The sequence below is a fragment of the Pararhizobium sp. DWP3-4 genome (genome assembly GCF_049898205.1).
GTDB lineage: Bacteria > Pseudomonadota > Alphaproteobacteria > Rhizobiales > Rhizobiaceae > Pararhizobium.
The window spans coordinates 114885-136903 of record NZ_JAFCXF010000012.1 but is presented as its reverse complement, the minus strand read 5'-3'; the positions used below and the strand labels follow the sequence as shown (position 1 = coordinate 136903).

At 54.2% G+C, this 22019-nt stretch carries 18 protein-coding genes and 2 pseudogenes; 13 read left to right on the top strand and 7 right to left on the bottom strand.

Annotated elements, in window-relative coordinates; all coding sequences use genetic code 11:
* The first annotated feature begins 280 nt into the window (after positions 1–280).
* From ACP7E6_RS24935 to ACP7E6_RS24915, 5 genes and pseudogenes are all read left to right on the top strand, one after another.
* On the top strand, positions 281–1144 hold the full coding sequence (locus ACP7E6_RS24935; protein ID WP_426232390.1) for an SDR family oxidoreductase: 864 nt from the start codon (positions 281–283) through the stop codon (positions 1142–1144).
* 70 nt (positions 1145–1214) lie between these two features.
* Positions 1215–1748: a glycogen/starch synthase gene (locus ACP7E6_RS24930; RefSeq protein WP_426232376.1), complete on the top strand. Its 534-nt coding sequence runs from the start codon at positions 1215–1217 to the stop codon at positions 1746–1748.
* Positions 1749–1843: 95 nt separating this feature from the next.
* Positions 1844–1988, top strand: a pseudogene (locus tag ACP7E6_RS24925) (glycogen synthase GlgA); the annotation flags it as partial.
* Between the two features lie 307 nt (positions 1989–2295).
* Positions 2296–2532, top strand: a complete 237-nt coding sequence (locus ACP7E6_RS24920; protein WP_426232375.1) for a DUF982 domain-containing protein — start codon at positions 2296–2298, stop codon at positions 2530–2532.
* A gap of 42 nt (positions 2533–2574) precedes the next feature.
* A complete protein-coding gene (locus ACP7E6_RS24915) occupies positions 2575–2823 on the top strand; it encodes a DUF982 domain-containing protein (protein WP_426232374.1) in 249 nt (82 codons plus the stop codon).
* Between the two features lie 691 nt (positions 2824–3514).
* On the opposite strand, the gene ACP7E6_RS24910 is transcribed toward ACP7E6_RS24915, so the two are convergent.
* Complete coding sequence (locus ACP7E6_RS24910) at positions 3515–3967, bottom strand: helix-turn-helix domain-containing protein (RefSeq protein ID WP_426232389.1); 453 nt, start codon at positions 3965–3967, stop codon at positions 3515–3517.
* 569 nt (positions 3968–4536) lie between these two features.
* Between ACP7E6_RS24910 and ACP7E6_RS24905 the strand changes: the two are divergent.
* Positions 4537–4835, top strand: a pseudogene (locus tag ACP7E6_RS24905) (catalase HPII); the annotation flags it as partial.
* Between the two features lie 288 nt (positions 4836–5123).
* A complete protein-coding gene (locus tag ACP7E6_RS24900) occupies positions 5124–5456 on the top strand; it encodes a hypothetical protein (protein ID WP_426232373.1) in 333 nt (110 codons plus the stop codon).
* A gap of 140 nt (positions 5457–5596) precedes the next feature.
* Here ACP7E6_RS24900 and ACP7E6_RS24895 read toward each other — a convergent pair whose 3' ends face one another.
* Entirely contained in the window at positions 5597–6274 is a 678-nt protein-coding gene (locus ACP7E6_RS24895; RefSeq protein WP_426232372.1) for a hypothetical protein, read from the bottom strand.
* Positions 6275–6790: 516 nt separating this feature from the next.
* Between ACP7E6_RS24895 and ACP7E6_RS24890 the strand changes: the two genes are divergently transcribed.
* From ACP7E6_RS24890 to ACP7E6_RS24865, 6 genes are all read left to right on the top strand, one after another.
* Positions 6791–7585, top strand: coding sequence for a DUF2971 domain-containing protein (locus ACP7E6_RS24890; protein ID WP_426232371.1), 795 nt, complete (start codon positions 6791–6793; stop codon positions 7583–7585).
* Positions 7586–7677: 92 nt separating this feature from the next.
* Positions 7678–8601, top strand: coding sequence for an FAD-dependent thymidylate synthase (thyX, locus tag ACP7E6_RS24885; protein ID WP_426232370.1), 924 nt, complete (start codon positions 7678–7680; stop codon positions 8599–8601).
* Positions 8594–9976: a DNA methyltransferase gene (locus tag ACP7E6_RS24880; RefSeq protein ID WP_426232369.1), complete on the top strand. Its 1383-nt coding sequence runs from the start codon at positions 8594–8596 to the stop codon at positions 9974–9976. The genes thyX and ACP7E6_RS24880 overlap by 8 nt, the downstream gene beginning before the upstream one ends.
* Before the next feature lie 141 nt (positions 9977–10117).
* Positions 10118–11137 carry a phosphoribosyltransferase-like protein gene (locus ACP7E6_RS24875; RefSeq protein WP_426232368.1) on the top strand — a complete coding sequence of 340 codons (1020 nt, stop codon included), beginning with the start codon at positions 10118–10120 and terminating at the stop codon, positions 11135–11137.
* A gap of 10 nt (positions 11138–11147) precedes the next feature.
* Positions 11148–13157 carry a hypothetical protein gene (locus ACP7E6_RS24870; RefSeq protein WP_426232367.1) on the top strand — a complete coding sequence of 670 codons (2010 nt, stop codon included), beginning with the start codon at positions 11148–11150 and terminating at the stop codon, positions 13155–13157.
* A gap of 6 nt (positions 13158–13163) precedes the next feature.
* Positions 13164–14114 carry a hypothetical protein gene (locus tag ACP7E6_RS24865; protein WP_426232366.1) on the top strand — a complete coding sequence of 317 codons (951 nt, stop codon included), beginning with the start codon at positions 13164–13166 and terminating at the stop codon, positions 14112–14114.
* A gap of 204 nt (positions 14115–14318) precedes the next feature.
* Here the strand turns inward: ACP7E6_RS24865 and ACP7E6_RS24860 are convergent, their stop codons facing one another.
* The 5 genes from ACP7E6_RS24860 to ACP7E6_RS24840 all read right to left on the bottom strand — a co-directional run bounded on the left by ACP7E6_RS24860 (position 14319) and on the right by ACP7E6_RS24840 (position 21598).
* Positions 14319–15293: an ornithine cyclodeaminase gene (locus ACP7E6_RS24860; RefSeq protein ID WP_426232365.1), complete on the bottom strand. Its 975-nt coding sequence runs from the start codon at positions 15291–15293 to the stop codon at positions 14319–14321.
* Positions 15294–15880: 587 nt separating this feature from the next.
* On the bottom strand, positions 15881–17209 hold the full coding sequence (locus ACP7E6_RS24855; protein ID WP_426232364.1) for a hypothetical protein: 1329 nt from the start codon (positions 17207–17209) through the stop codon (positions 15881–15883).
* A 97-nt stretch (positions 17210–17306) separates the two neighbouring features.
* A complete protein-coding gene (locus tag ACP7E6_RS24850; protein WP_426232363.1) occupies positions 17307–18260 on the bottom strand; it encodes a hypothetical protein in 954 nt (317 codons plus the stop codon).
* Positions 18261–18308: 48 nt separating this feature from the next.
* The gene (locus ACP7E6_RS24845) at positions 18309–19685 is read right to left on the bottom strand and encodes an MBL fold metallo-hydrolase (protein WP_426232362.1); all 1377 of its coding nucleotides are present in this window, start codon (positions 19683–19685) and stop codon (positions 18309–18311) included.
* Positions 19667–21598 carry a serine protease gene (locus tag ACP7E6_RS24840; RefSeq protein ID WP_426232361.1) on the bottom strand — a complete coding sequence of 644 codons (1932 nt, stop codon included), beginning with the start codon at positions 21596–21598 and terminating at the stop codon, positions 19667–19669. Before ACP7E6_RS24840 ends, ACP7E6_RS24845 begins: the two co-directional genes overlap by 19 nt.
* Positions 21599–22019 lie beyond the last annotated feature (421 nt).

Sequence of the window (22019 nt, the reverse complement as noted above, 5' to 3'; positions counted from 1 at the left end):
GCCTGGGTGCTAACGCTGACAGAGAGGGCGTCAACTTCGCCCTCCACCGCAATCGCGATCTTGGCGCTTGTTGACATGCCGGCCTCCAAACTACGGGGCCTGATCAGTCACAGCATTTTCCTCAATCGGGGACTTACCTGTGTAGGGGTTTGGATGAATAATGAACAGCGAGCCCCCAAGAAACATGGCAGCTAGCGCGATAATCAAGATTGTGGCCCTGGTCGTGGGAACACTCTGCGACCTGGGTAGTTCTCCGTTGCCAATTATTCAGGAGCTCGCCATGCCTCACGACAGCCACCCAAAGCCGCTGCAGCCAAAACAAGAGCAGGCCCCTCCAGGAGAGACTAAGCTTTTACAACCTGTCCCTGATCATGGCGAGGAGTCATACAAGGGGTCGGGGCGGCTCGAAGGGAAAGTGGCCCTCATCACGGGCGGAGATTCGGGCATCGGCCGAGCGGTGGCCATAGCATTCGCCCGCGAGGGTGCCGATATCCTGATTTCGTATCTGAGCGAGCACGAGGATGCTGAAGACACGGCAGCCTGGATTCGCAAGGCTGGTCGACAAGCGCTGGTCGCACCTGGGGACATTAAGAGCGAGGCCTTCTGCAACGCCTTGGTAGAAAGGGCTGTCGAGGAACTGGGAGGCATCGACATCCTCGTTAACAATGCCGCCTTTCAGCGAACCTATAATTCCATCGAGGACATTTCTGCCGAAGAATGGGATGAGACCTTCCGGACAAATATCTACGCCCCCTTCTATCTCTCTAGGGCCGCGGTACGCCACATGAAGGCTGGCAGCTCGATTATCAACACGACATCAATCCAGTCACGCCAGCCTTCATCATCCTTGCTTGCCTATGCTTCAACGAAAGGGGCCGTTTCAAATTTCACTGCCGGCCTAGCGGAGATGGTTGCCGACAACGGAATACGCGTTAATGCGGTTGCCCCTGGCCCGATATGGACGCCTCTCATCCCCTCAACGATGCCGCCGGAAAAGTCTGAATCGTTCGGCAAGCAGACATTGATCGGCCGTGCCGGCCAGCCCGCAGAACTCGCAGGGGCTTACGTTCTCCTCGCATCTGACCTGGGTAGCTACATGACGGGCTCCGTCATCCCCGTGACCGGGGGCGAGATCATGATTTAGATCTGGCCAACAGTATACCAAAAAACGCCTGTCACCGGCCGGATGCCGCTAGTATCCTGGAGTGCAACGTATGCAAGTATTGTCCGCCGCATCAGAAGTTTATCCGCTCATCAAAACTGGCGGACTGGCGGACGTGACGGGTGCGCTTCCCAAAGCGTTAACCCCGTATGGGATCGAGACCCGGACGATCATGCCCGGTTATGCCGGCACCCTGGAAAAAATGGTCGACGTGCGACACGAGGCTGACGTGGAGCTGCTCGGCGAGACCGCAAAGTTCTACTCCGGTCGCCATGATGGGATCGATGTCATCATCGTTGAGTGCCCTGTCCTCTTCCATCGCGATGGCGGCCCGTATTTGGATCGCGAAGGAGAGGACTACAGTGACAACTGGAGACGGTTTGCCGCCCTGTCGTCTGCGACGGCGCACATAGCCGCAAATGGCATTGGTAGTTGGCGGCCGGACATCGTTCATCTGCATGATTGGCAAAGCGGGCTTGCTGCTGCGTACTTGAAGGCGATCGGCGCACCGGTACCCGTCGTGCTTTCAATCCACAACCTCGCATTCCAAGGTCAGTTCTCGCCAGAAATCTTTGGCGAGCTTTAGCTGCCGAGTGAGTTCTTCTCGACGGAAAAACTCGAATACTATGGGGGCATCAGTTTTTTTAAAGCTGGCATCGCCTTGCAGACGCCGTCACGACCGTAAGCCCCACCTACGCGCGGGAAATCCTCACAGAGGATTTGGGAATGGGCCTCCAGGGTGTCTTGTCGACGCGGCGCGACAATCTGACAGGCATAGTCAATGGGATTGATATGGCAGTCTGGAACCCGGCAACCGACCCACACATTCCGGCCAACTACGATAACCGGACCATCGGCCGCCGCGCCGCCAATCGTACCAAACTGGAAGAGCGCTTCGGGGTGGAAGAGGGAAGCGGGCCGATCATGTCAGTGGTCAGTCGCCTGACTTGGCAGAAAGGCCAATTCGGCGGGAACGTCAGAAGCCTGCAGGCAAGCTGCAACTCAGGCTGCAGTGCCCAATGGCAAGATTAATTGTATCCACAACATACCAGAGTACGAAAAAGCGCCGGAACAAAAGTTGAATGCCTCAGTTGTATCCCCCATCAGCAATTGCAGAATCCAGGGAGATGAACATGCCGACAAAATGGCGGGAACCAGTAAAGATCAATGCACCCATAAGCGGCGATGTCCGGGTGGGCGGCCCCTCCGAAGCACTGGTTGTACTGATGGACGAGTGGCCAAACCTGCGTGGAGCGGGTTATGTCAGAGCGCGCAGTCTCTGCCGGGCCGCGATCGCCGGGCGCAAGGACGCCGAGGAGGCCCGCGAGATTTTCGTTGTGGCAGCGAAGGAAGCAAACCTCTTGCATTGAAGCGCAGCGATCGCGTGTAATCATAGCAGTGGTGGAGAGTCGATGAATATTTCCTGGAAGAAACCCGTTGAGCTGCAGTTCGCCGATAGCGGCAAGGTATCCGTGAGAGGGCCGCAGGACGCTCTGGATTATTTATTGGCCATCTGGCCAACCGAAGAGGGCGAGCTCTACTTGAAGTGCAAGGCGGCCTGCATGGAGGCAATAGAAGGGGTTAGGCCTGTGGAAGAGGCATGTACGATTTTTCAATCCGCCGCGGCGGAGGTGGGGATTTCTTCGTCAGGAACCGATTAGGTTCCGTACCTCATGAAGCGGAATTTGTGACGTATCCCAAATCGCGTAGGACCGGAAAATGCAACCAGTTAAACCCCCAGATCGTGATGGCCAGTACGCAGCGCGCCACTCTGACTGTATAGCAGCTTTGGATGGTAAGGTTCAGCAACTGTTTGAAGAAGCGTTTCGTGCGGGTTGGACAAGAGAAGAAACGGCGGCGGCGTTGCTTGAGGTCGCCGAGCGCCACGCAAGTTCATGTCCAATCGGGTAAACGATGAGGAGATTGCGGCTGAGGTAGCGGGCCGCGTGTCAGGATGATCATCGGCCATTCAACCGTCCTTCATCCGATACAGCGGACAGCGGCAAGGATGGTTGCGATTGTTGTGACTGTCCTCCTTTTTGTCCTTCGGCCAGGTCTTCGCAGAAATGAAAAGATGGGCGAGCAGTTCCAGAACACATGCCGGTCACCAACTTAACCGTCCACCAACTCCGGAACAACTTTTGTAAGTTCGCCCCCAAAACGCTGGGTGGTCGAACAAACATTCGCGTGGCTGGGCGATGCCGCAGGCTGGCCAAGGATTTCAAAACCTCTCGCCCAACGCGATGGCCTTCCTTACAAGGCGGCTAAGTGGACATTCCATGAACCTCACCGTGGGGGCCCGCGAATACGCGCTCGGCGGGCCAAAACGCATTGCTTGTTCGAAGGTTAATCTCAATGGAGCGGAGAACCGCTATCGAAGGACCTTATTGCGCTAACAGCAGAGGATTGATCCCGCCCGCCGAATGCTCGGCCGATATCAGCGTAAGTTAAGTTGAATTTTTGTCGGACCTCCCACATGAGCAGGCGGCGAGACAGGGCCACTCGCTTGAAAATTGAGGGCCCAACTACGTCCCGATATTGGATCCCCAGTTCAGCACACCGCCGCTTGATATAAGTGACCTCAGGACGAACGAGCCTGTTGGCCAGGTGGAATTGATATGCCTGAACATGTGCATCGAACCTGATGCTAGAGGTTTTCCAAAGCGGCGGTCTCCCCTTTATCTCAATGAGCTTGGCTTTTTCCGCGCGTGCTCGTGCGGCCGACGCATACTTGGTCTGGCGGAGCTTGTGAGCCTTCTGGAGTTCGGCTTGAAACGGGGTAGATTTAGAAAATTGAAGAGTCATGATCCCAACACACACCATCTCTCCTTGGAGCCGCAGCCAAGAGCAGAAGGCATTTCGCAGAGTTGATAACGACGACACACGTCTTCTGGAGCGAAGCAGCCCTGTCACGTGTTCGGATTGTTTACGATCCAGCCGCAGGAAGCCAAAGCTCCGCAATCGTACCCAATAGATGCTGACACCCACGACCATTTTCAAGGGCAAACACACGAAAGAACCTACTGCTAGCGCAACACCAACGAACAGTCTTTAACCCGGTCTTTCAGTCATTCCCAATCGCGGAGAACTCGTAACGGCGGTTCTGGAGGCCTTAGACCCCGGACTTCTAGCGGCAGCTAGTGTCGAGGGCATGACGCACATAAGATCGAGCGGGACCGAGACGCGGGTTACCAGGTGGTGACTTTGGGGCCGCAAGATTTTTCAGTCAAAAGTCGCCATGAGTTGGACGACCAACGACACGTGGTTGGAAAGGACCATGTTCGATCTCAGTGTCCACTTCAAGTCGCGTCATGGGACCTAGGCTATCACCACTGGCCGCGGCGCCAACTTGTCTTCGCTGTCTTTGACGTGGTCTCACTTCGACTGCGGCGATCGACGATCTGGTGAATGAGGCAACGGCCCGGGACTTTGTCGCCGACGCTTTCCAGCATTGCAAGTTCATCGGTTACGACCAGTCGGCGCTGCCATTGCTCGAAAAAGCCGGAATCTCCAATGATCTCGACGAAGGTGTCTGGGCTTGCCCCGGGAAGAAGGCTTGTCAGCCTTCGTCGCGGAACTCGGCAAGCTACGTGTTTGGGGCCGCGAGCCGTCGGTGAAGCTTGGCAAGGTCCCCGCCGATCGGGGCGCGGTTCTCGCGCCCCCACTCATTTAAAACTATTGGGTCGGCAGCACGCGATATTTGCGAAAACGGATGGGCACGGCGGGCCGCGCTCAATCGATTGCCGGTTATAGAAACGACATCGGGGAATAGACCAAGCGTCACTCAGCGAACCAATGCTTCGATTTCACAGAGGTCGTTGGTGGCTACCATCTCATACGGCATGCGGAAGAATTTGCGGGCCAGCCGGTTACAATCGATCAGTTTATCGAGCGCGCCCGCGAAGGACGGTTAGGATACCGGCGGCTGATCGAGGATGCTGCGGAAAAGGCGGGTTGGGGCATGGGTGTCACAGCCACAATCCTCAATCCACCGCTCTTCATCATCGTCGGCAAGCTGGCGACGATCGGTGAGGCATTCACAAATCCCCTCAAGCGCAGTTTCGCGCGTCACACGTTGCCCCCACCCGACCAGGTTGCCGACATGCCAAGACCCCGTTTCGTTGTGGGTAAGTTCCTTGGCAACGAAGATACCGTGCTCGGTGCCGTGGCACTTGTGCTGCATCAGCATGGGCGACTGGCGAACAGCGCTGGGATCAGAATGAAAAGCACCCGCATAATTGGTGCTATCTCAGATTCAAAATCGCAGCCTTCGAAATTGTTCAAGCTTAAATGAATACATGGGCGCCTTGAAAGGAATCGAACCGCTGACAGGTATCGCGGCCTGTCAACATTTTGACACCGCTTCACTTTTTTACGCCAACCCGATTTAGGCCATTGTTTCTATTAAGGAAGGAGTTTCTGGATGCAATCCACTTACGGGTGCCGCTTGAGCCATTCTTCTGGGATATCGAGACGATTGGCATGTTGCTCCGCCAACATCTGATAGAATGCTATGAGCATCACGATGGTCTTTCTAGGCCTCATAGACTGATAGTATTGGTAGGCGTTTGCATTCGTCACGTATCGATTGTCTGTGCGAGACCCCTCGGACAGCGTGTTCTCGCAATACCAGCGAACACCGTCAGGATGCAGACTGCCGAAATCCTCCATAAGCTTCGCATCGTAGTGCCACGGGTTGATTTCGTGGTCGGACTTCCAAACGTGAAGGAACCCAGACTCTACATAAAGCTGCAGGATCGTCTCGTCGTGTTCGGAATGATCTAGTACAAGTTTGTCAACGTCGCTGAGATGCTGGATTGATTTATCAATCTTCCGAGCGCCGTTCAGGATGTGGTTCGTGGACTGCCGCATCAGATTGAGGCCACTGGGATGCGCCTGCCAGGCCTGATATTCGCCTTCGGTGACTTCCACGGTGGCATCAGCGATTTCGACAAGCTTCGCGCTCTTCAAGAGCTTTTTTGGAGTGCAGAAATCGGTGTTCTTGACGAGATCGAAGCCATTGGCGGCATAAGCCTGCGCGACAAGGCGGCTGCAAAACTGTTTGGGTGTGCCTTTCTTGCCCAGCCCCTCCACGCCCTGCCAGCTTCCCATGTCGCGTATTCGCTTCCAATGCGTTCTCGGACATAGTTACAGATTTTGATTGCGGTGCCGGGCTCCAGTCCGCCCTCAAGACGTAGGGCAAATACGGCGTTGTGTTGCTCGAAGAACAGTCGTTGTGTGTTCGCCGAATGCACCCCATCTCCCGTCGCGTCGATGACTGAGCAGTGATCGACATACAGCATGGCGTGTGAAATCGGGCTGATGGTGGTGGCGCGTATGAGTTTACTGATCGCGGCGTCACTGGTTGTCAGGATCACATCCCCGCGTTTTAGTACTTTTTCGTTCAGTCGCTTTTTCATAGTGCCCTCTGGTCGGGGATCCTTTATCAACCTTGTGGTGTAAATGAAATATTAGTACAGACAGTCACGTTGGAGATGATCCGTCCGCGAAAATAAAATCGCGCAACTTGCTACTCGCACCGAAAATAGGCTAGCGCTAGAGACGATTACGTTTAGCCAGGGTCGAAAAATGAATAACGCTCGGGAAGGCTTTTACACAGACGACTTCATGTTCGACACCATGGGCTTCGAGGAACTACCGTCGACACTCTTCCAGTACACCTCTATTGAAAGCCTAGAAAAGATCCTTGCAAGCCGAAGCCTGCGTTTCTCTCGATTAGATCAGATGAACGATCCAGAAGAGGCGACGGCTGCCGACGTGCCGCTCGCCGCAAGTTCGGTCTTTGTTTCTTGTTGGTCTGTGGGACATGTCGAGCATATCCCAATGTGGTCCATGTACGGCCGCAATTTTGAAGGCGTTCGCATAAAGCTTCCATCAAATATGTTTGCCGGACGCGAGAGCCCGATGGTGTTTGAGAAGGGTGGCGCGATCGGTAGCTTTTCGGGACAATACAGCATAGTTCGCAAGGCCCCAGCTATGAGTACGAGCGGGTGTGCCATCATTGGCCCGAACAAGATTTGGTACAGTGATGATCCTATTTACAGGAACCGCAACCTTGTCTTTCGCGAGCGAGGCACGGCCTATTTCAACCCTTACGATCTGGGAATGGTGAAAAGCACTTATTGGGCCTACGAGGAGGAATGGCGTTTCAAAATTGCAGCATTGGCGTTCGAGTCTCAGTTTCCTGATGATCAACATTTCAACGAAGTGACCCTGGATCTTGTAGGCTACCCAGTAGAGACGAATGTGCTGTTCATCCCCCTTGCCCGGTCGGCGCTGGATGAGCTGGAAGTAACCCTTGGTCCACGGGCAAATGCAGAGGCCATGAAAGCCGTAGAACTTATCCTGGAAAAATACGTTCCGCGAGCGAAGCTCACACGCAGCTACATTCCCATCCGTTGATTGCAATTGCTAGGAAAAGCGGTCTTCTCGATTGTCGCTAGGCCGATTTCACAGTAGTGGTATAGCGTTGATAGCTACTCTATGAGGATGATTTGGCACAGGAAAATGACGTTGAACACGGTCTTCGAGATGACTTGAAACCGACGTACCGTGCTGTCTCCACCGGCTTGGAGGAAATTCTCCATAAGACTATACCTGTGCTCGACCACGGTTTCATTCGCGTGGTCGACTACATGGGCGATGACGCCGCAGTCGTTCAGGCCGCAAGAGTCTCCTACGGTCGAGGCACGAAGAAGGTCAGCGAGGATCGTGGTCTCATCCGATACCTGATGCGCCACTCACATACAACACCGTTCGAAATGGCCGAAATCAAGGTCCACGTTAAGCTACCAATCTTTGTTGCTCGCCAATGGATCCGTCATAGAACCGCTAGTGTAAACGAGTACTCCGCTCGGTATTCTATTTTGGACAAAGAGTTTTATGTGCCTGATGCTGCAAATTTGGCTGCGCAGTCGGCCCACAACAAGCAAGGGCGGGAAGACGCGCCGCTTGCCGACAACTCATGGGTATTGGGTCTCCTTCGTGACGAGTCTGAGCGCAGCTACGGCGGATACAACGCGCTCCTCAATGTTTCCGAGGACGGTGCAAGTCTTGACAACGGACGGGTTGGTATCGCGCGCGAGTTAGCTCGCATGAACTTAAGTCTTAATTTCTATACGCAATGGTATTGGAAAACAAATCTGCACAACTTATTGAACTTTTTGCGCCTGAGGACCGATCCACACGCGCAGTACGAGATCCGTGCATATGCAGACAAGCTCCTCGATATCACCGAGAAGTGGGTCCCCCTGACTTACGACGCGTTTAAGGAATACAAACTTCACGCCGTAACACTCTCTTCTTCCGCATGGCAGGTCGTTAAGAGCCAACTTGCCGGGAAGTCTATCTCGTTCAATGAAAGCGGTCTTTCTCAACGGGAGTGGACCGAGCTGATGTCTGCGCTCAAGAATGAATGAATTCCCTCGACCACTTCACGCGCAACCTCTGACGGCCCCTAATCTGGTCGCGAAGGAGGCTGCGCCAGCTAACGCGCAAGTCAGGACGCGCGATCTGAAGGCTTGGAACTTCGACACCGAACTTAAGAGTTTACAGGAAGCGTATGACGCCAGTGGTTCACCAATTACGGTCAATTTCCGCACACTTGTCCCACTCGGGTCTGGGGTGGATAGAGCCACACATTTGTTTCACTCCTATCCTGCGAAGCTGCTGCTCAACATCCCACTATTTTTCATAAACTGCACAAAGTACTCGTCGCCGAACGACGTGGTGTACGATCCATTCTCGGGATCTGGCACTGTCCTTGTTGAAGCGCTGCTGGCTGGCAGGCGAGCTATGGGTGCCGACGCGAACCCGCTTGCAAGGCTTATTGCCAAGGCCAAGACAACACACATTACCTCCGACCTGATAGCCGCGGCACTTGATAGAGTCCTCTCTGAGGTTGACACTACACGTCTGGCTCCTTTTACTACCGCCATCAAAAAAGATATGTGGTTTTCTCAAAATATTGCAGTTTCGCTTGGCGCTCTACTATATTCAATACGAAGTAACACTAGCGGAGCCTTACTGGATTTTTTGGAAGTTTGCTTTTCTGCCTGCGTGAAGCGAGTCAGCGTGAGCGATCCGAGACTTTCTGTGCCGGTTCGACTAAAGGGAAAGGCGCTTGAAAAGCACGTCAAAGGCTCTCCAGGCCTTATTGAGCATTTCACTAAGGTTGTCGGCGCTAACTGCGCTCGCCTAAACAAGATGCCAGAAGGGTGCACTTCGGACGTTTACACCGATGCTCGGCAACGCCACCAGGATGGGGAGTTAAAAGCGGACCTCATCATCACGTCGCCCCCTTACGCAGGAGCCCAAAAGTACATTCGAGCGTCATCGCTGAGCATCGGATGGTTGGGAATGGCGCCGGCCAATCAGCTTCGTGAGCTGGAGAAGCGCAATATTGGCAGAGAGCATTTTTACAAATCTGACTACAGCTCTGATAGAGCGTCGGTGGTCTCGAGCGCTGAGGGCGTACTTGCCGAAATAAAGGCTGTAAATTCCCTTCGCGCCCATATCGCAAATACGTATCTTCGTGAGATGGATGACGCAGCCGAAGGTATTGTTTCCCGGCTTCGACAGAACGGTCACTTAGTTCTAGTTGTCGGGGATAATATGATTTGCGGCCACAATTTCGCAACTAGCCAGTTTGTGAAAGACATCTTTTCGAGAAAAGGCCTGACAACGACGCTTGAACTTGTGGACGATATACGATCTCGAGGATTGATGACGAAGCGCAACAAAACCGCTGGAACTATCGAAAGAGAGCATGTCATTGTTTTTCAGAAGCGCTGAGGGGACACAGGGTTTGGGATTGCCACGGAGATTGGCCGATACGCCAAAACAAACACTGTTGCTGACAATGGGGCAAGGATGCTCAAAAGTCACTACTAAGAAATGGATGTTGATCCGTCAGAAACCGTCGGTGTAAGTTCGATGAGCCCGTTGGACGAAATCCGAAGCCTGCTGCCGCTTGTCGAAGACGAAGGTGCCGAAAGCACTTGGGACAGCCTCCGCCGACGCGTTACCGTGTTGAATTCCGCCTTGTGGGAAGGCCGAGTTAGCTGGCCACTTGTTGAGCGGTGGTTGGAGAATTTCGACGGCCGGAGTGGCCATACCAGCGACGTGGAGCGACTGCACGCATTATACCTCCTCGCCCAGTTTCTCTACTATGGCAGCACGGAAATTCGCGTGTTACTTCGAGCCCAATACAGGGATCTATTCCTGATACCTCTTATTCAAGAGGTCCGAAAGGCGGCGGGCAACACACGCAATCTCGACATCATACGAGCGAGACTTTCCGAAGAATTGAACCGTACGCGGTTTCTTGGCGTGGGAAATCCGTCGGAGAGCGGCGTCCATCTGCTGTACTTTTTCAGACAGGAGAACGGACTAAGTAAGTCAATTTTTCTGGACAACGCGGAAATAACTGAGCGATCTGTCGGGCCTGGGGGCGATGACTCGAGGCAGTTACAGGACACGTCTATCAGACGATATATATTTTTAGATGATGTATGCGGCTCGGGGGATACAGCGCTCAAATACTCAAAAAACATCTTGCAGGATATTCGTGCGCTCGATCCAGACATCGAGTTCTCCTACTTCTCGATCTTTGGAACCGCTGCGGGTATGACGAATGTGAGGACGAACACGTTGTTCAACGCTCGATCCGCTGCTCTTATTGAGCTGGACCCCAGTTACCGGTGCCTTTCTAACGATTCTCGATATCTTCGGGTGGTACCGGAGCATGTATCTGAGGCAACTGTCCGCGACGTTGCTTTGCACTATGGCAGCCTGCTGGCTCCTGGCCACGCGGGAGGTTTTGAAGACAGTCAGATGCTGTTCGGATTTCATCACAACACACCAGACAATACGCTCCCAATAATATGGCGCGAAGTCTCAAACGGCTCTCCGATACCTTGGACACCCATATTTCGACGGTATCCGAAGATTTAGGACTAGAAACATGGCAATTCGATTAGACGAAAACCCGTTTGACCTAGTAAAGGCATCCGATTTTTCAGCGGCCGAGATCCTTGATTATTGGGTTGATATCGCCGACGAACACGGAGGGCTGGTTAACTTTCTTCAACCTCGACTTTTAATGCCGATGATTCTTGTTGGCGGTAAAGGCAGCGGCAAGACCCACTTGATGCGCTATTGCTCCGCACCGGTGCAAGCAGCCAGAGCAGGAAGCATAACCAATGCTGTTGTAAAAGACGGCTACCTCGGCATCTACGTCCGAGCAGAAGGGCTTAATTCGCAGAAATTTTCCGGTAAGAAGCAGACTGAAGACTTGTGGCTGGCGATCTTCAGCATGTATTTTGAGCTTTGGCTTGTTGCTACTTTTCTCGACGTCCTTAAAAGCTGGCTCAAAGAAAACGAGGAATGCGACTACGACTCCAGCTGCTTGGTTTCGGACATCCACCAACTTTTTGACACCGATGTGAAGGGTGAATTTTCAACCATCGACGAGCTCATCGAATATGTCACACGGTTACGAAAGCATATTGACTATGCGGCTAACAACGTAGCGATCACGGGAACCATGGATCCGGTGTTAATATCTTTCTCGCCGGGAAGTCTATTCTACGGTCTACCCCGAATAGTAGCGCAACGGATCCGTGAATTTGAGAAGACGGTGTTTGTCTATCTTATTGACGAAGCGGAAAATTTCACTGCCAGCCAACAACGATTCCTGAACAGCTTGATCCGATACCGATCGGGAAATGCCACGGTTAAGGTGGGCGCCAGATTGTATGGCATTCGAACATACGAAACTCTTGGATCAGCAGAACCCATCAAGCGGGGCTCGGAATACGAGCGCGTAGAACTCGATTCCTTCCTGCGTGATGAGTCATCAGCGTATGAAGTCTTTGTTGAAAAATTGGTAGCGAAGCGGCTTGACCAGGTTGGTCTAACATCGCGGCGTAACGGAGAGCTCCGTGATTGCTTTCAAGAGCTAAACAAGACCAATTTCTATCGGAAACCGACGCTTGAGGCAGTGTCAGGTCGAGACAAGAAAGGCGCTGATAGAGTGCATATAGCAAAGCTACGGTCAAATCTTACAAAGGGGTTTGACGCACCACCGTCATGGGTGGAGCAAATCGTAACGTTGTTGACAATGAAGGATTATCCCCTACTCGAGAAAGTGAACATCCTGTTGCTATACCGTGCTTGGGCCGACACAACCGGGGAAATACGCGCGGCTGCAGAATCTATATCGGCGAAAGCAAACGCCTTTTTGAATAATGGGAAGGTTGCCGCACCCGACTACGAAGATGTCTTAAGCCACTTTGGCTCCGATTTGCTCGCTCAGCTCTACAGAGAATGCGGAAAGACCATCCCTTACTGCGGGTGGGACCAGCTAGTTCATTTGTCACAAGGCATCCCGCGAAATCTACTTGGTATCCTGAAGCAAATCTACCGTCGCTCTTCGTTCGCTGGGGAGAAGCCATTCGCAGATAGCGTGATCAGCGTGGAATCCCAATCACTTGGTGTTCTCGACAGCGCGGCTTGGTTCTGGGAGGATGCACAGCCCACGGGAACAGGAGTAGATGTAAGGGAAGGAGTGGAAGCACTGGCCGTGCTCTTCCGAACCGTGCGATACAGCGACAAACCGAGCGAATGTGATATTGGTACGTTCAGCGTTGATGAAGAGAAATTAACCGAAAACGCGCGCAAAGTTCTTCAAACCTGCGAGAACTGGTCATACCTTATCAAAATTCAAGCCGGAAACAAAAACAAGAACTCGCACGCCGTCGATGCCAAGTACCAGCTTGGCCCTATGCTCGCCCCTAGGTGGGGAGTATCGATCCATAGGCGGGGAACTATTGAACTACAACAAGAACTCGCTAACGCGATCTTAGATCACACGAAGCGCGCCACGCTGGCATCTCTGATGCGAGGGCGCGTACAAAACATGTTCATCGAAGTCTCGCGTAACGCCACCGTAAAACAACCCAAACTTCTGTGATCAATGATGTTGGAATTTTTGATTGATTCAAAGCGTCTTTTGTCGGTTGATGAGAAACAGCGTAATCGAGACGTTTTTATCTCCGCATATAACGACAATGAACGGGTGAAGTCTACATTCGACGAGGTCAACGCATCGCGGAAGTTTTGGTGGATCTTGCCCGATTACGGGTACAGCACCGATGAATATCCCGCAGAACCAGGCCTCGAAATAGTAGACTTGCTACCTGAGAATGAGGCTGAGCTGGTTGTTGAGGGCCTTCGGCGAAGCGGCTTGGCGGACCCGGATGTCAAGAGCGTATGCGTCGACATTACCGGCTTTCTGCACCCACATATCCTTTTGCTTTTGAAATATTTTAAAGCTAATCCGGTCGAAGAGCTTGAGTTCATATATACCGAACCAGGCCATTATTCGCGCAAAGTAGAAACGCGCTTTTCTCTAACAGAAACGGTCACCGTACGGCAAGTCGCTGGTTTTGAAGGATTGCACAATCCCGAGATGGATCATGACGTCGTCGTGATTGGTATCGGCTATGATCACAGCCTGATTGGCCAAGTAATAGCGAATAAGGAAAGCGCGCGGGTCGTGCAGTTGCACTGCTTCCCCTCTTTGAGCGCAGACATGTACCAAGAGAGCATTTTACGGCTTGACCGCGTATCCGCCGTTTCCACCCAAAATGCCGTGGACCTCAATTTTTTCGCGACGGCGAACGACCCCTATGTTACGGCCGCCGTCTTAGACGAGGCGGTAACCCTGCTGAACAGCAAACAACGAATATCTAACCTATATCTAAGCCCCTTATCGACAAAACCACAGGCTTTGGGGTTCGGGCTATATTACTTATCAAGATTAGAGGGTCGTGCTGCCAGCATGATCTATCCGTTCACGGAGAGGTATTCGCGCGAAACCAGTACGGGCATGGGGCGGGGTTGGGTTTATCCAATCGTTTTTAACTAGAAAACCCGCCATCTCCATAAGCTGAATTTTCCTACTATAAAGGGGCAGAACAAGAGCAGCTACAAATCCTGCGCTAAGACAGAACGAAGGAGAACCTATTTGCCGGTACGGTGATATACTGTTTCTGAAGGTTTTGATGGCGCTTTTTCAGGAGACGTGTTGGTCCATACGGTAGGAAACGCGCCGAAGCGGAGCTGATTCCCTTCAATCCAAATGGTAGAGCTTTTGGACATCGTGCGCGAGGTCGCAGAAATTTGTGTTGCCCAGGACCGGAGCAAGCATCTCTAGGGTCACCTGTCCCCTTGAAAAATACAGAGCCAGGCTCTGGGAATTCCGACGTGACACCATGGCGACGTCGTCGCACAACAGCCGCCCGGTTCTTAAAACCCGGTGAATGTAGGGGCCTGGTGTTTCGTCGCCTCCAAGGTGAAGCGTTATCGCACCTGCGCTTGCCTCTACATCGTCGAATACAGGCGTCTTAGCATTGGATGCTGTGATCACCAGATCGCAGCCGCTGAGTTCGGCATTGTCGTCCACCGTGATCAGGGGGAACGCGACGCGAGGTTCAAGCTTGGCCGCAAGCTGGACGGCCGATCCGACCGAGCGGCTTCGAAGGTAAACGTTCGAAAAGGTGGGGGGGGGGGGGAATATTCCCAATCCCAGTATGACGCGTTCCGCGACCGGCCCCGCGCCGAAGATAAAGACGGAGAGGCCTTCACGACCGGACAAGAAGCGTCCAACCACCGTCGTCGCGTAGGTCGCGGTCCGGGCGGCAGAAATTTCAGTCCCGTCCAACAGGCAGATCGGCGCAAGCGTTACCTTGTCGAAGAGGGCAATCGTGGACGTCGATCGCGTACGGCCCAGATGCCGATTGAGTGCGTTCGCACCAACGATCTTAACGGCCGCATAGTCAGGTCCAACACTCGAAAGCGTAGACAGCTTCCAGCCGAGGCGCTCACCGTCGAATTCTTTTCGATACGGGTTCAATTCGGGCCGCTCCCAGAGTTCGCTTTCGAGAGGAAGCAGCACGGATTTCAATCCATACGCGTGGCCGCTGCGAATATCCGACGATGCCTCCCCAGCGACGACATGGAGTGCATTGGCATCAAGCATGACACCATGCTTTTCCATCTCGGCCATCGAATAGAACCGGAGATCCCCGCCGGATGATTTCGCCATTGATCCAGACATCACTCACCTCTGAAAACGACCTAGGACGGTATTTTCTCGTGGAAGGGCTAGCAATAAAAGCCAATATTCGATGAATATTGAGCAATGAGGCGACCTATGAAAGTGTCTCGACGAACCCAATAAAGCAGCCGGCAATTGGTGTTTCGATCGGGAACACAGAGGGTGGAATCCCAGTCGGAGACGCGGTGTTTGCGTCGCTGTTCGAACCAAACTGAAAGGCGCTCACGCGAAGGATCAAATGACAATCCTATGGCTCCCAGCAGGGCTCGCTTGCTTCACAAAGGGTATTTTCTCCGGAATTGAAGCCTAGCGAGATCGTTACGAAAAGCTAGTTGTACCCAGCAGGCTCGGGGCCAACTGGGCGCCGACCGGGTCAACGGCGCCAGCGATACGGTTAGCCAACGATCTGCGGTTACAAGGCCCTCACTAGGTTTGTGGCTATCGCTATGCTTGAACGACGTCTAACGTGCAGCCACCCGGCATCCCATGCCTCGAGCAAGGCAGTCCCGACAGCGGGACGGACGGCGTCGCCGTCAATCCGGCAGCCGCACTGTCCAAGTAGGCAAGAGCAGTGGTTAGTGTGTTGCAGCCAAAACTTCACCGCCAGGGACCGTTGTTGCAATCGCCGCAGAGGACCAACTCCCATGAGACCAGGTTGCGTGTTGCGTGAACGCGGCGTGTGTCGGGTGGCTGATCGAAGACTTCCCGTGCTTGTTGTCGGGACCGAAGCTGTAAAGCAGCCTTGCATACCCGCTCGGCCTCGAAGGTGGCGACCCGCCCTTGCTGGTCATGTCTGCGCCGTGATGCGGGACGGTGACCGCTGAAACAGGAAACCGCGGCAACAATCCGATTTCGCCGTATCCGGCATCGCCCGTCAGTAGCCAGCTCGAATTTGCCGATGCATCATCCAAAATCATTGCGATTCCCGAGCCATTCATATCTTTGCCGGAGCATTTGACGATAGAGAGGTCTTGGCCGCTGTTCAGCGATACGGTCTGCACCATCCCCTTGCCAGCGTTCCAAATCCTTAGTGTTCCCCCCTGTTTTAGGATGCGTCCGGCAAACAGGTGATGCTTGGGGCCGAGGAGCCCGGATTGCCTCGGGGCTAACCACGTATGCCCCCGCGCCGCCTTGTCGCTGCTGGCACCTGCCCAATGGTCGGTGTCCCAGTGCGAAAGCACTATGGATGGCCCAGCTTTCCAACAAAACCTGAGCGGAGACGGGCGGGTATGCTTGTTTCCGTAGCAGCCGGCACCGACGTCGAAGTACAGGTTGACACGGTTAGCGCTGTCCAGAAGACCAATAGCGCTGCCTTGGCCGACGTCGTACATCGCGAGCGTCTCGATGGCGTTTGGCGCCTTCAGCACCGCATCGACCTCCTCGTCGGACGCGTCAGGCCAATTGTCCGCGTCGAAGAGTGCCGAAAGCAATTGCGAGACGTTTGCGGGAGCCGGGCTAATTGCCTGAAGAGCAGCGCCAACGGAGTCCGCGAAGATCGCCCCATAGACATCGACGGGAACCGGTCCCGAATGGGACAGGCGGATTTCGATCCAGCTTTCGAGGTTAATCATCGCGACGATATCACCCCAAAAGGGGTCTCTAGGCCTGACCGTTACCTCAATGTTGTAGACCGGAATATCGTCGAAGAAATCGACGGCGTTGCGCGCTCCACTGCCGAAAAGCGCCTTCCAGGCCCTGGCCATCCTTGACTGCACAACCGAAGCCGTCGCGTTTGGGAACACCTGCCTGAACTCGTTCGAAAGCCACCTGTCGTCCACAGCATCAAACGAAAAAACGGCCTCCTTGGCGTTGGTAAGGTCCGCAGGTTCAAAGTGGTCAAGACGGGCAAACGAGCGCTCAGGGAACTCGAGCCAGCCGCCCTCGTCGGCAAAAATGCGGTTCATCGTCATTCCTCCCCGTGCTCGGTTCAGCCAAGAGGATTTCGCTGAGCCTCAAAGCGAACCGCGCAACCCAAACTAAGACCCTGAAGGTACAAAAAGACTACGGTAGAGTGATTTTGTAATCCTGTAGTCCAGACTTCACCTCTACCACTTCCGACAGGTTTATGTCCTGCGCACCTTTCTTGGCCTTTACCTCGAATTCGCGCGTCCCCGGCACGATACCGCGAATTGCGAACTTCTTCATCACTGGCTTATCGTGCCGTTTCGCCTGATCAACCAGCAAGACAAGACTTCCGTCAAAGTCGCCGGTCACGGTCACGTTGATATCACCTGGCAATAGGGCAGCCTTCGCCTGTTCCGCGGCTTTCGTTGCTTTTTCGGCCGCTTGCGTCACCTTCTCCATCGCCGCCGCAAGGTCTGTGGTAACTTTGCTGACGCCGTCCTTGGCGACCGTGTCCAGATCTTTGAGAGATTCCAAGAACTCGGTGCGCCATTCAGTCTGTTCGCTCGAAACCAATGTGTCGATGTCTTTGCAAAAGGCTTCCGCCAACTCGATTGCCCGACTACGCGCGGCATCCGGGTCCAGCGCGACAAGTGCCGGATACTCTTTGAGCATCGCGAGCTGAAATCTATTCCACAAGTTGCGGATCGCGATCGTGATCGCCAGATGACGGAAGTATGAGGTACTCAGGTCGGTTCCGCGCTCGAATAGGGCGATCGCGCCCATGACCGCGTAAATGACAAATGCCCAGAACAACCCCTTCGTCTGCCACTCTTTCAACCAAGGCTCTTGTGTTCCCACTACAGCGGAGATTCCGGCTAAAGCGGTCAAGAGCAGGGCGGCAGCGCCAAGCGTGCCGAGAGTGCGCCGTGAGGCATTGATCCACCAGGAATTCTTGTTGCGCAGCGATCGATAGAAATTCTCCCGATCATTCTTTATCTTCTTAACCGCCCCATAGAGCCACTCGAAAAACGCCGCGAAGTCCTTCATCTGGATTTGCGCCAACTCGGCGTTGAGCGTACTAAACGTGTCCCCTATGTCTCCCTGCGGCATGCCCAGAGCTCCCTTCGCAGAAGTTACAAACGGAATCTTCATGTCCGTCTAATCAAACGTCGCGTCAATAAAGCCATTATTGTTTCGAATACGCTCGAAGTCTGTGCGTGGTGGCTGCAATTCCTTCAGCCAGTCGCGTTCATACGCCTCGAAGTCGGCGACATCTTTCGGAATGTAATCGCGCAGATCATTGGCATAATTTGTGACGCCGTCGACACGGCGGGCGATTTCCTTCAACAGCCTTCCTCGCGGAATGGTGCGGTATTTGCCGCGTTCGGTGGAGACCACAGCACGGGCCGTCGGTTTCGAGCCGGCCTGGGGCAGCGGGAGAATTGCTTCGAGGATTTTTGCTTCCTCGGTGTCCTCGCCTGATCCCATGTCCCAAGGGGTGGCGTTCTCGCTGCCATGATGGCCAATCTTCAGAAAGTCAATTGGTTTGCCCAACAGCTCCTTTCGTTCATTCCACATCACATTCCAAGACCCGTTCATTTTCTTCTTTTTGAATGCGCCGTGCCATTCGGCATCACCGACGAACAGGAACCGCTTGTCCTTCCATTCGATCAGCAGCACGACGCTCGAATTGTTCTTCAGCTTGCCATCGAGTTCCGCGAAGGCGAGCGCGCTGGATTGCATACGGGCACGTAGCGCGCGAAATGCTGCCGCCCCGATGTTCTTCGGTTCAGGCACCGGTTCCATCGGCGGTGGGGAGGCAGTTTCGTGCTCGCCTCCTTCCTCAGTCTCCACAGCGTCGTCTGTCGCGAAGGCTTCGGTGCCGATTACACCCTTGAGGGTGGTCTGGGCAACCTCGCCAAGATAGAAGCGATCGAAATCCAGTTCGGGCGCCAGAATGTGAATTTTCGCTTTGGGGTGCAGCTCGATCCCGAAGTCCTCATGAGTCTGGCCAGCATGCACATAGGTTGGCTCGTTGTCACCGTTGAGCAGGGCATGGCGAAGCGCCTTCATGGCACCGGCATTGCCAATCTCGAAAACCGATACGAGCTCAGCCAGACGCGGACTAAGCGCCGGCCCCAGCGACGCGAGCCCTGCCATCGCTTTCTCCGCCACCCTGCGTACTTTCCGCGTCTTGCCTGCTTGCGGATGCTTCGGGTTCATCGCGCAATTCATCCAGACATTGCCGACAGTGAACCCTTGCCAGAGTGCCGGATCGAAGCCCGCGATGTGGTCTTTGTGCTCATGAGTGACGACGACCAGATCGAGTCGCTTTTTCTCTCCGTCAGCGGCTGTCGGGAGTTCGCTCGCCAACTGCTTGAGTGCCGCAACGAGAAGCTTTTCGGAACTCCAGGTGCCACAGTCGATAAGCATATGGAAGGCGTCGTTATTGTCACCGCTCTCGCCGGGAATTCGGACATAGATGCAATCGCCAAGACCGACGTCGTAGACGCGTATCAGGAACTCGTTCGCCATCGCAGCCCCCTCAGGCTAGCATCGTAATGGTCATTGCCATCGTCCTCATAATTGTCTTCGTCATCATGAATGTGGAAATGCGGGGAGAGCTCAAACCGAACCTGGCCCCCCGCCTTACGCGCAACCAGCGGCGGCGTCAGCGCGCCGACCATACCTTCCGGCCCTGCGAGCTCCTCGCCCACCATACCTTCGTCGATGCGCCGCGCCAGTGCCTCGAGATAGGCCGTGCGCCGCTCCTTGCCGGCCTGCCAATCAGCGACGGCTCGCGCTTCTTCACCGTTCGGTTTTTTCCCTGCGTCTATCTTGCCTTGACCGGCAACGGCCTTGGCCGAGGGTTCACTGCCGGGTTTGCGCGACCAGGAGAGCATGCTGCCGTTCTCGTCGAGCACCATGGTTGCGCCACATAGCAGGCTGGTCGTCTGGCCGTTGTAGGAGCCGAAGCGCTCGCCTTCGAGCACGATATCCTCGCGCCAGAGATATTGCAGGATCACTTGCTTTGGCAGGAAGAGCCCGCGGCCAACCATCTTTTCCGCAGTAAAGACTTCGTCGACGATGATGTCGACGAAACGAGGAATGTATAGATCATCGCGATTGTCGTTGAGATAGCGATAGGCTTCGGCCCGAGAGCTTGCAATCATTGCCGGATCGTGTGGGATAGCGCCGGGCATCCGATCGTAGAGGCCGGCCGGCTTCAGCAACTCGTCCACCTCCGCCTTGGTCAGAATCTCGCGTCTCTGGAAAGCCTCAGCGATCATCTTGCGATAACCTTTGGGATCGGTCGGATCGGCAATCAGCAGATTGCGCAACACTGCGCGTGCATAGTCTCCAAAAGTCACCTCGACCGGTGGCAGGAGGTCGAGCGATTGTATGGCAATGATCTGCATGCGGGGTACGGTGAAGGCGAGCGCCTGCATGGGCGAAAGTTTATTGCCGTCCACTCTCTCGCGCTTGAGGTATTGTTTCGTGAAATTGATCAATATGTCGAACATGGTGCCGGTCAGCACCGTGGAAAGGACGTGCGCCTCTAACTCGTCCTTGAATTGGCTCAACTTGTCCTGGTTGGCGCCACTGCGCAAATACTCCTGATCGCCCACCGCTTGACCAAATTCGGCAGCCACCGACGACAGCAGTTCACCCCCGGACATGGTGTCGAGCAAACCGCCGGTGCGCTCGGCCAGCTCCTGGCGAAAGGTCGAGTTGCGCAGCGACATCAGGATCGCCGTCAGGTCGCCCAGAAATTCGTGGAACGCTCCGGTTTGAGGGGACACCGCTTCGAGATAATGAGGTCTGATCCCGTCGAGCAGAGCGTGCGCGAACTCATGGTTGACGATGTCGCTGGACAAACAGGTGCGCACGCGATGGCCGTTCCGGTCATCGAAATAATAGAATTGCAGCGAATGGCTCTTGCGATCATAATAGGCGTTGGCGCCGTAACCTGCGTTCGGTACGACCAGCAAACGGTTTCCCTCGAACGCCCAGGAGATGCGCCGCCCAAGTCCGCTTGGCCCTTCGAAGTAATTCAGCGTATTTTGCAGGATAGCCCAGGTGCTAACCTGGCGAAATTGAGGCGATTGCCTGATCGTCGCGTCTACCGGGCGCTGATCTGGATCGCGGAATATCTTTGCATCGCCGTCCCAGTGTGCAGGCTCCTCGAGTTTATTGATTGTACTGTCATAGTCGACCACGGCGAAGCGTGCGCTGGTAGGCCCGTCACCAATTCCCGGCTCCCACGGCACGTAGAATTCGGCGTCGATTTCGAGGCCAGGGTTCTTCGCAGCAATCAGCGGATCCTTGTAATAGACGTCGAAACAGCGTTCCAGCCCCAGCTTTCGCCGTGTTGTTTCGTCCAGAAAGCGGCGTGAAGCATATAGGTCGCGTAAATCGCCCGGTCCCAGCCCCACCGCGTTGTGCACTCTTGGCTCTCTAGCCATCCCCCCTCCGAACACTCAATGCGCCGTGTGGCGCAGGCGATATTACTTGAAGAAAACACACAGCATCAGATTTTGGCCAGATATTTAGCCAACTCTTTCCTTCGGAACCGAAATATTGACAGAATCTACCAAGTCCTGGAAAAAAAGATAGGCAATAATTCAACTATTTGCAGAACTGTATATATGTTACACCCTGCATGCGCCATAGCTATTTCGCTTTAAGCCCGCTAGCGCTTCTACGAACCTCTATCGTGCCGCGTTGAGACTTGGTTGAATACGAAGCTGACAATATTACAGAATCTTGGTCTATTTACCGTAAGGAAGTGGCTGCGAGTTACTCCTAGCAGGCGCGGGAGAGATGTAGTAACCTATGTTGGCAATACCTCCCGACACTCCCGCACAG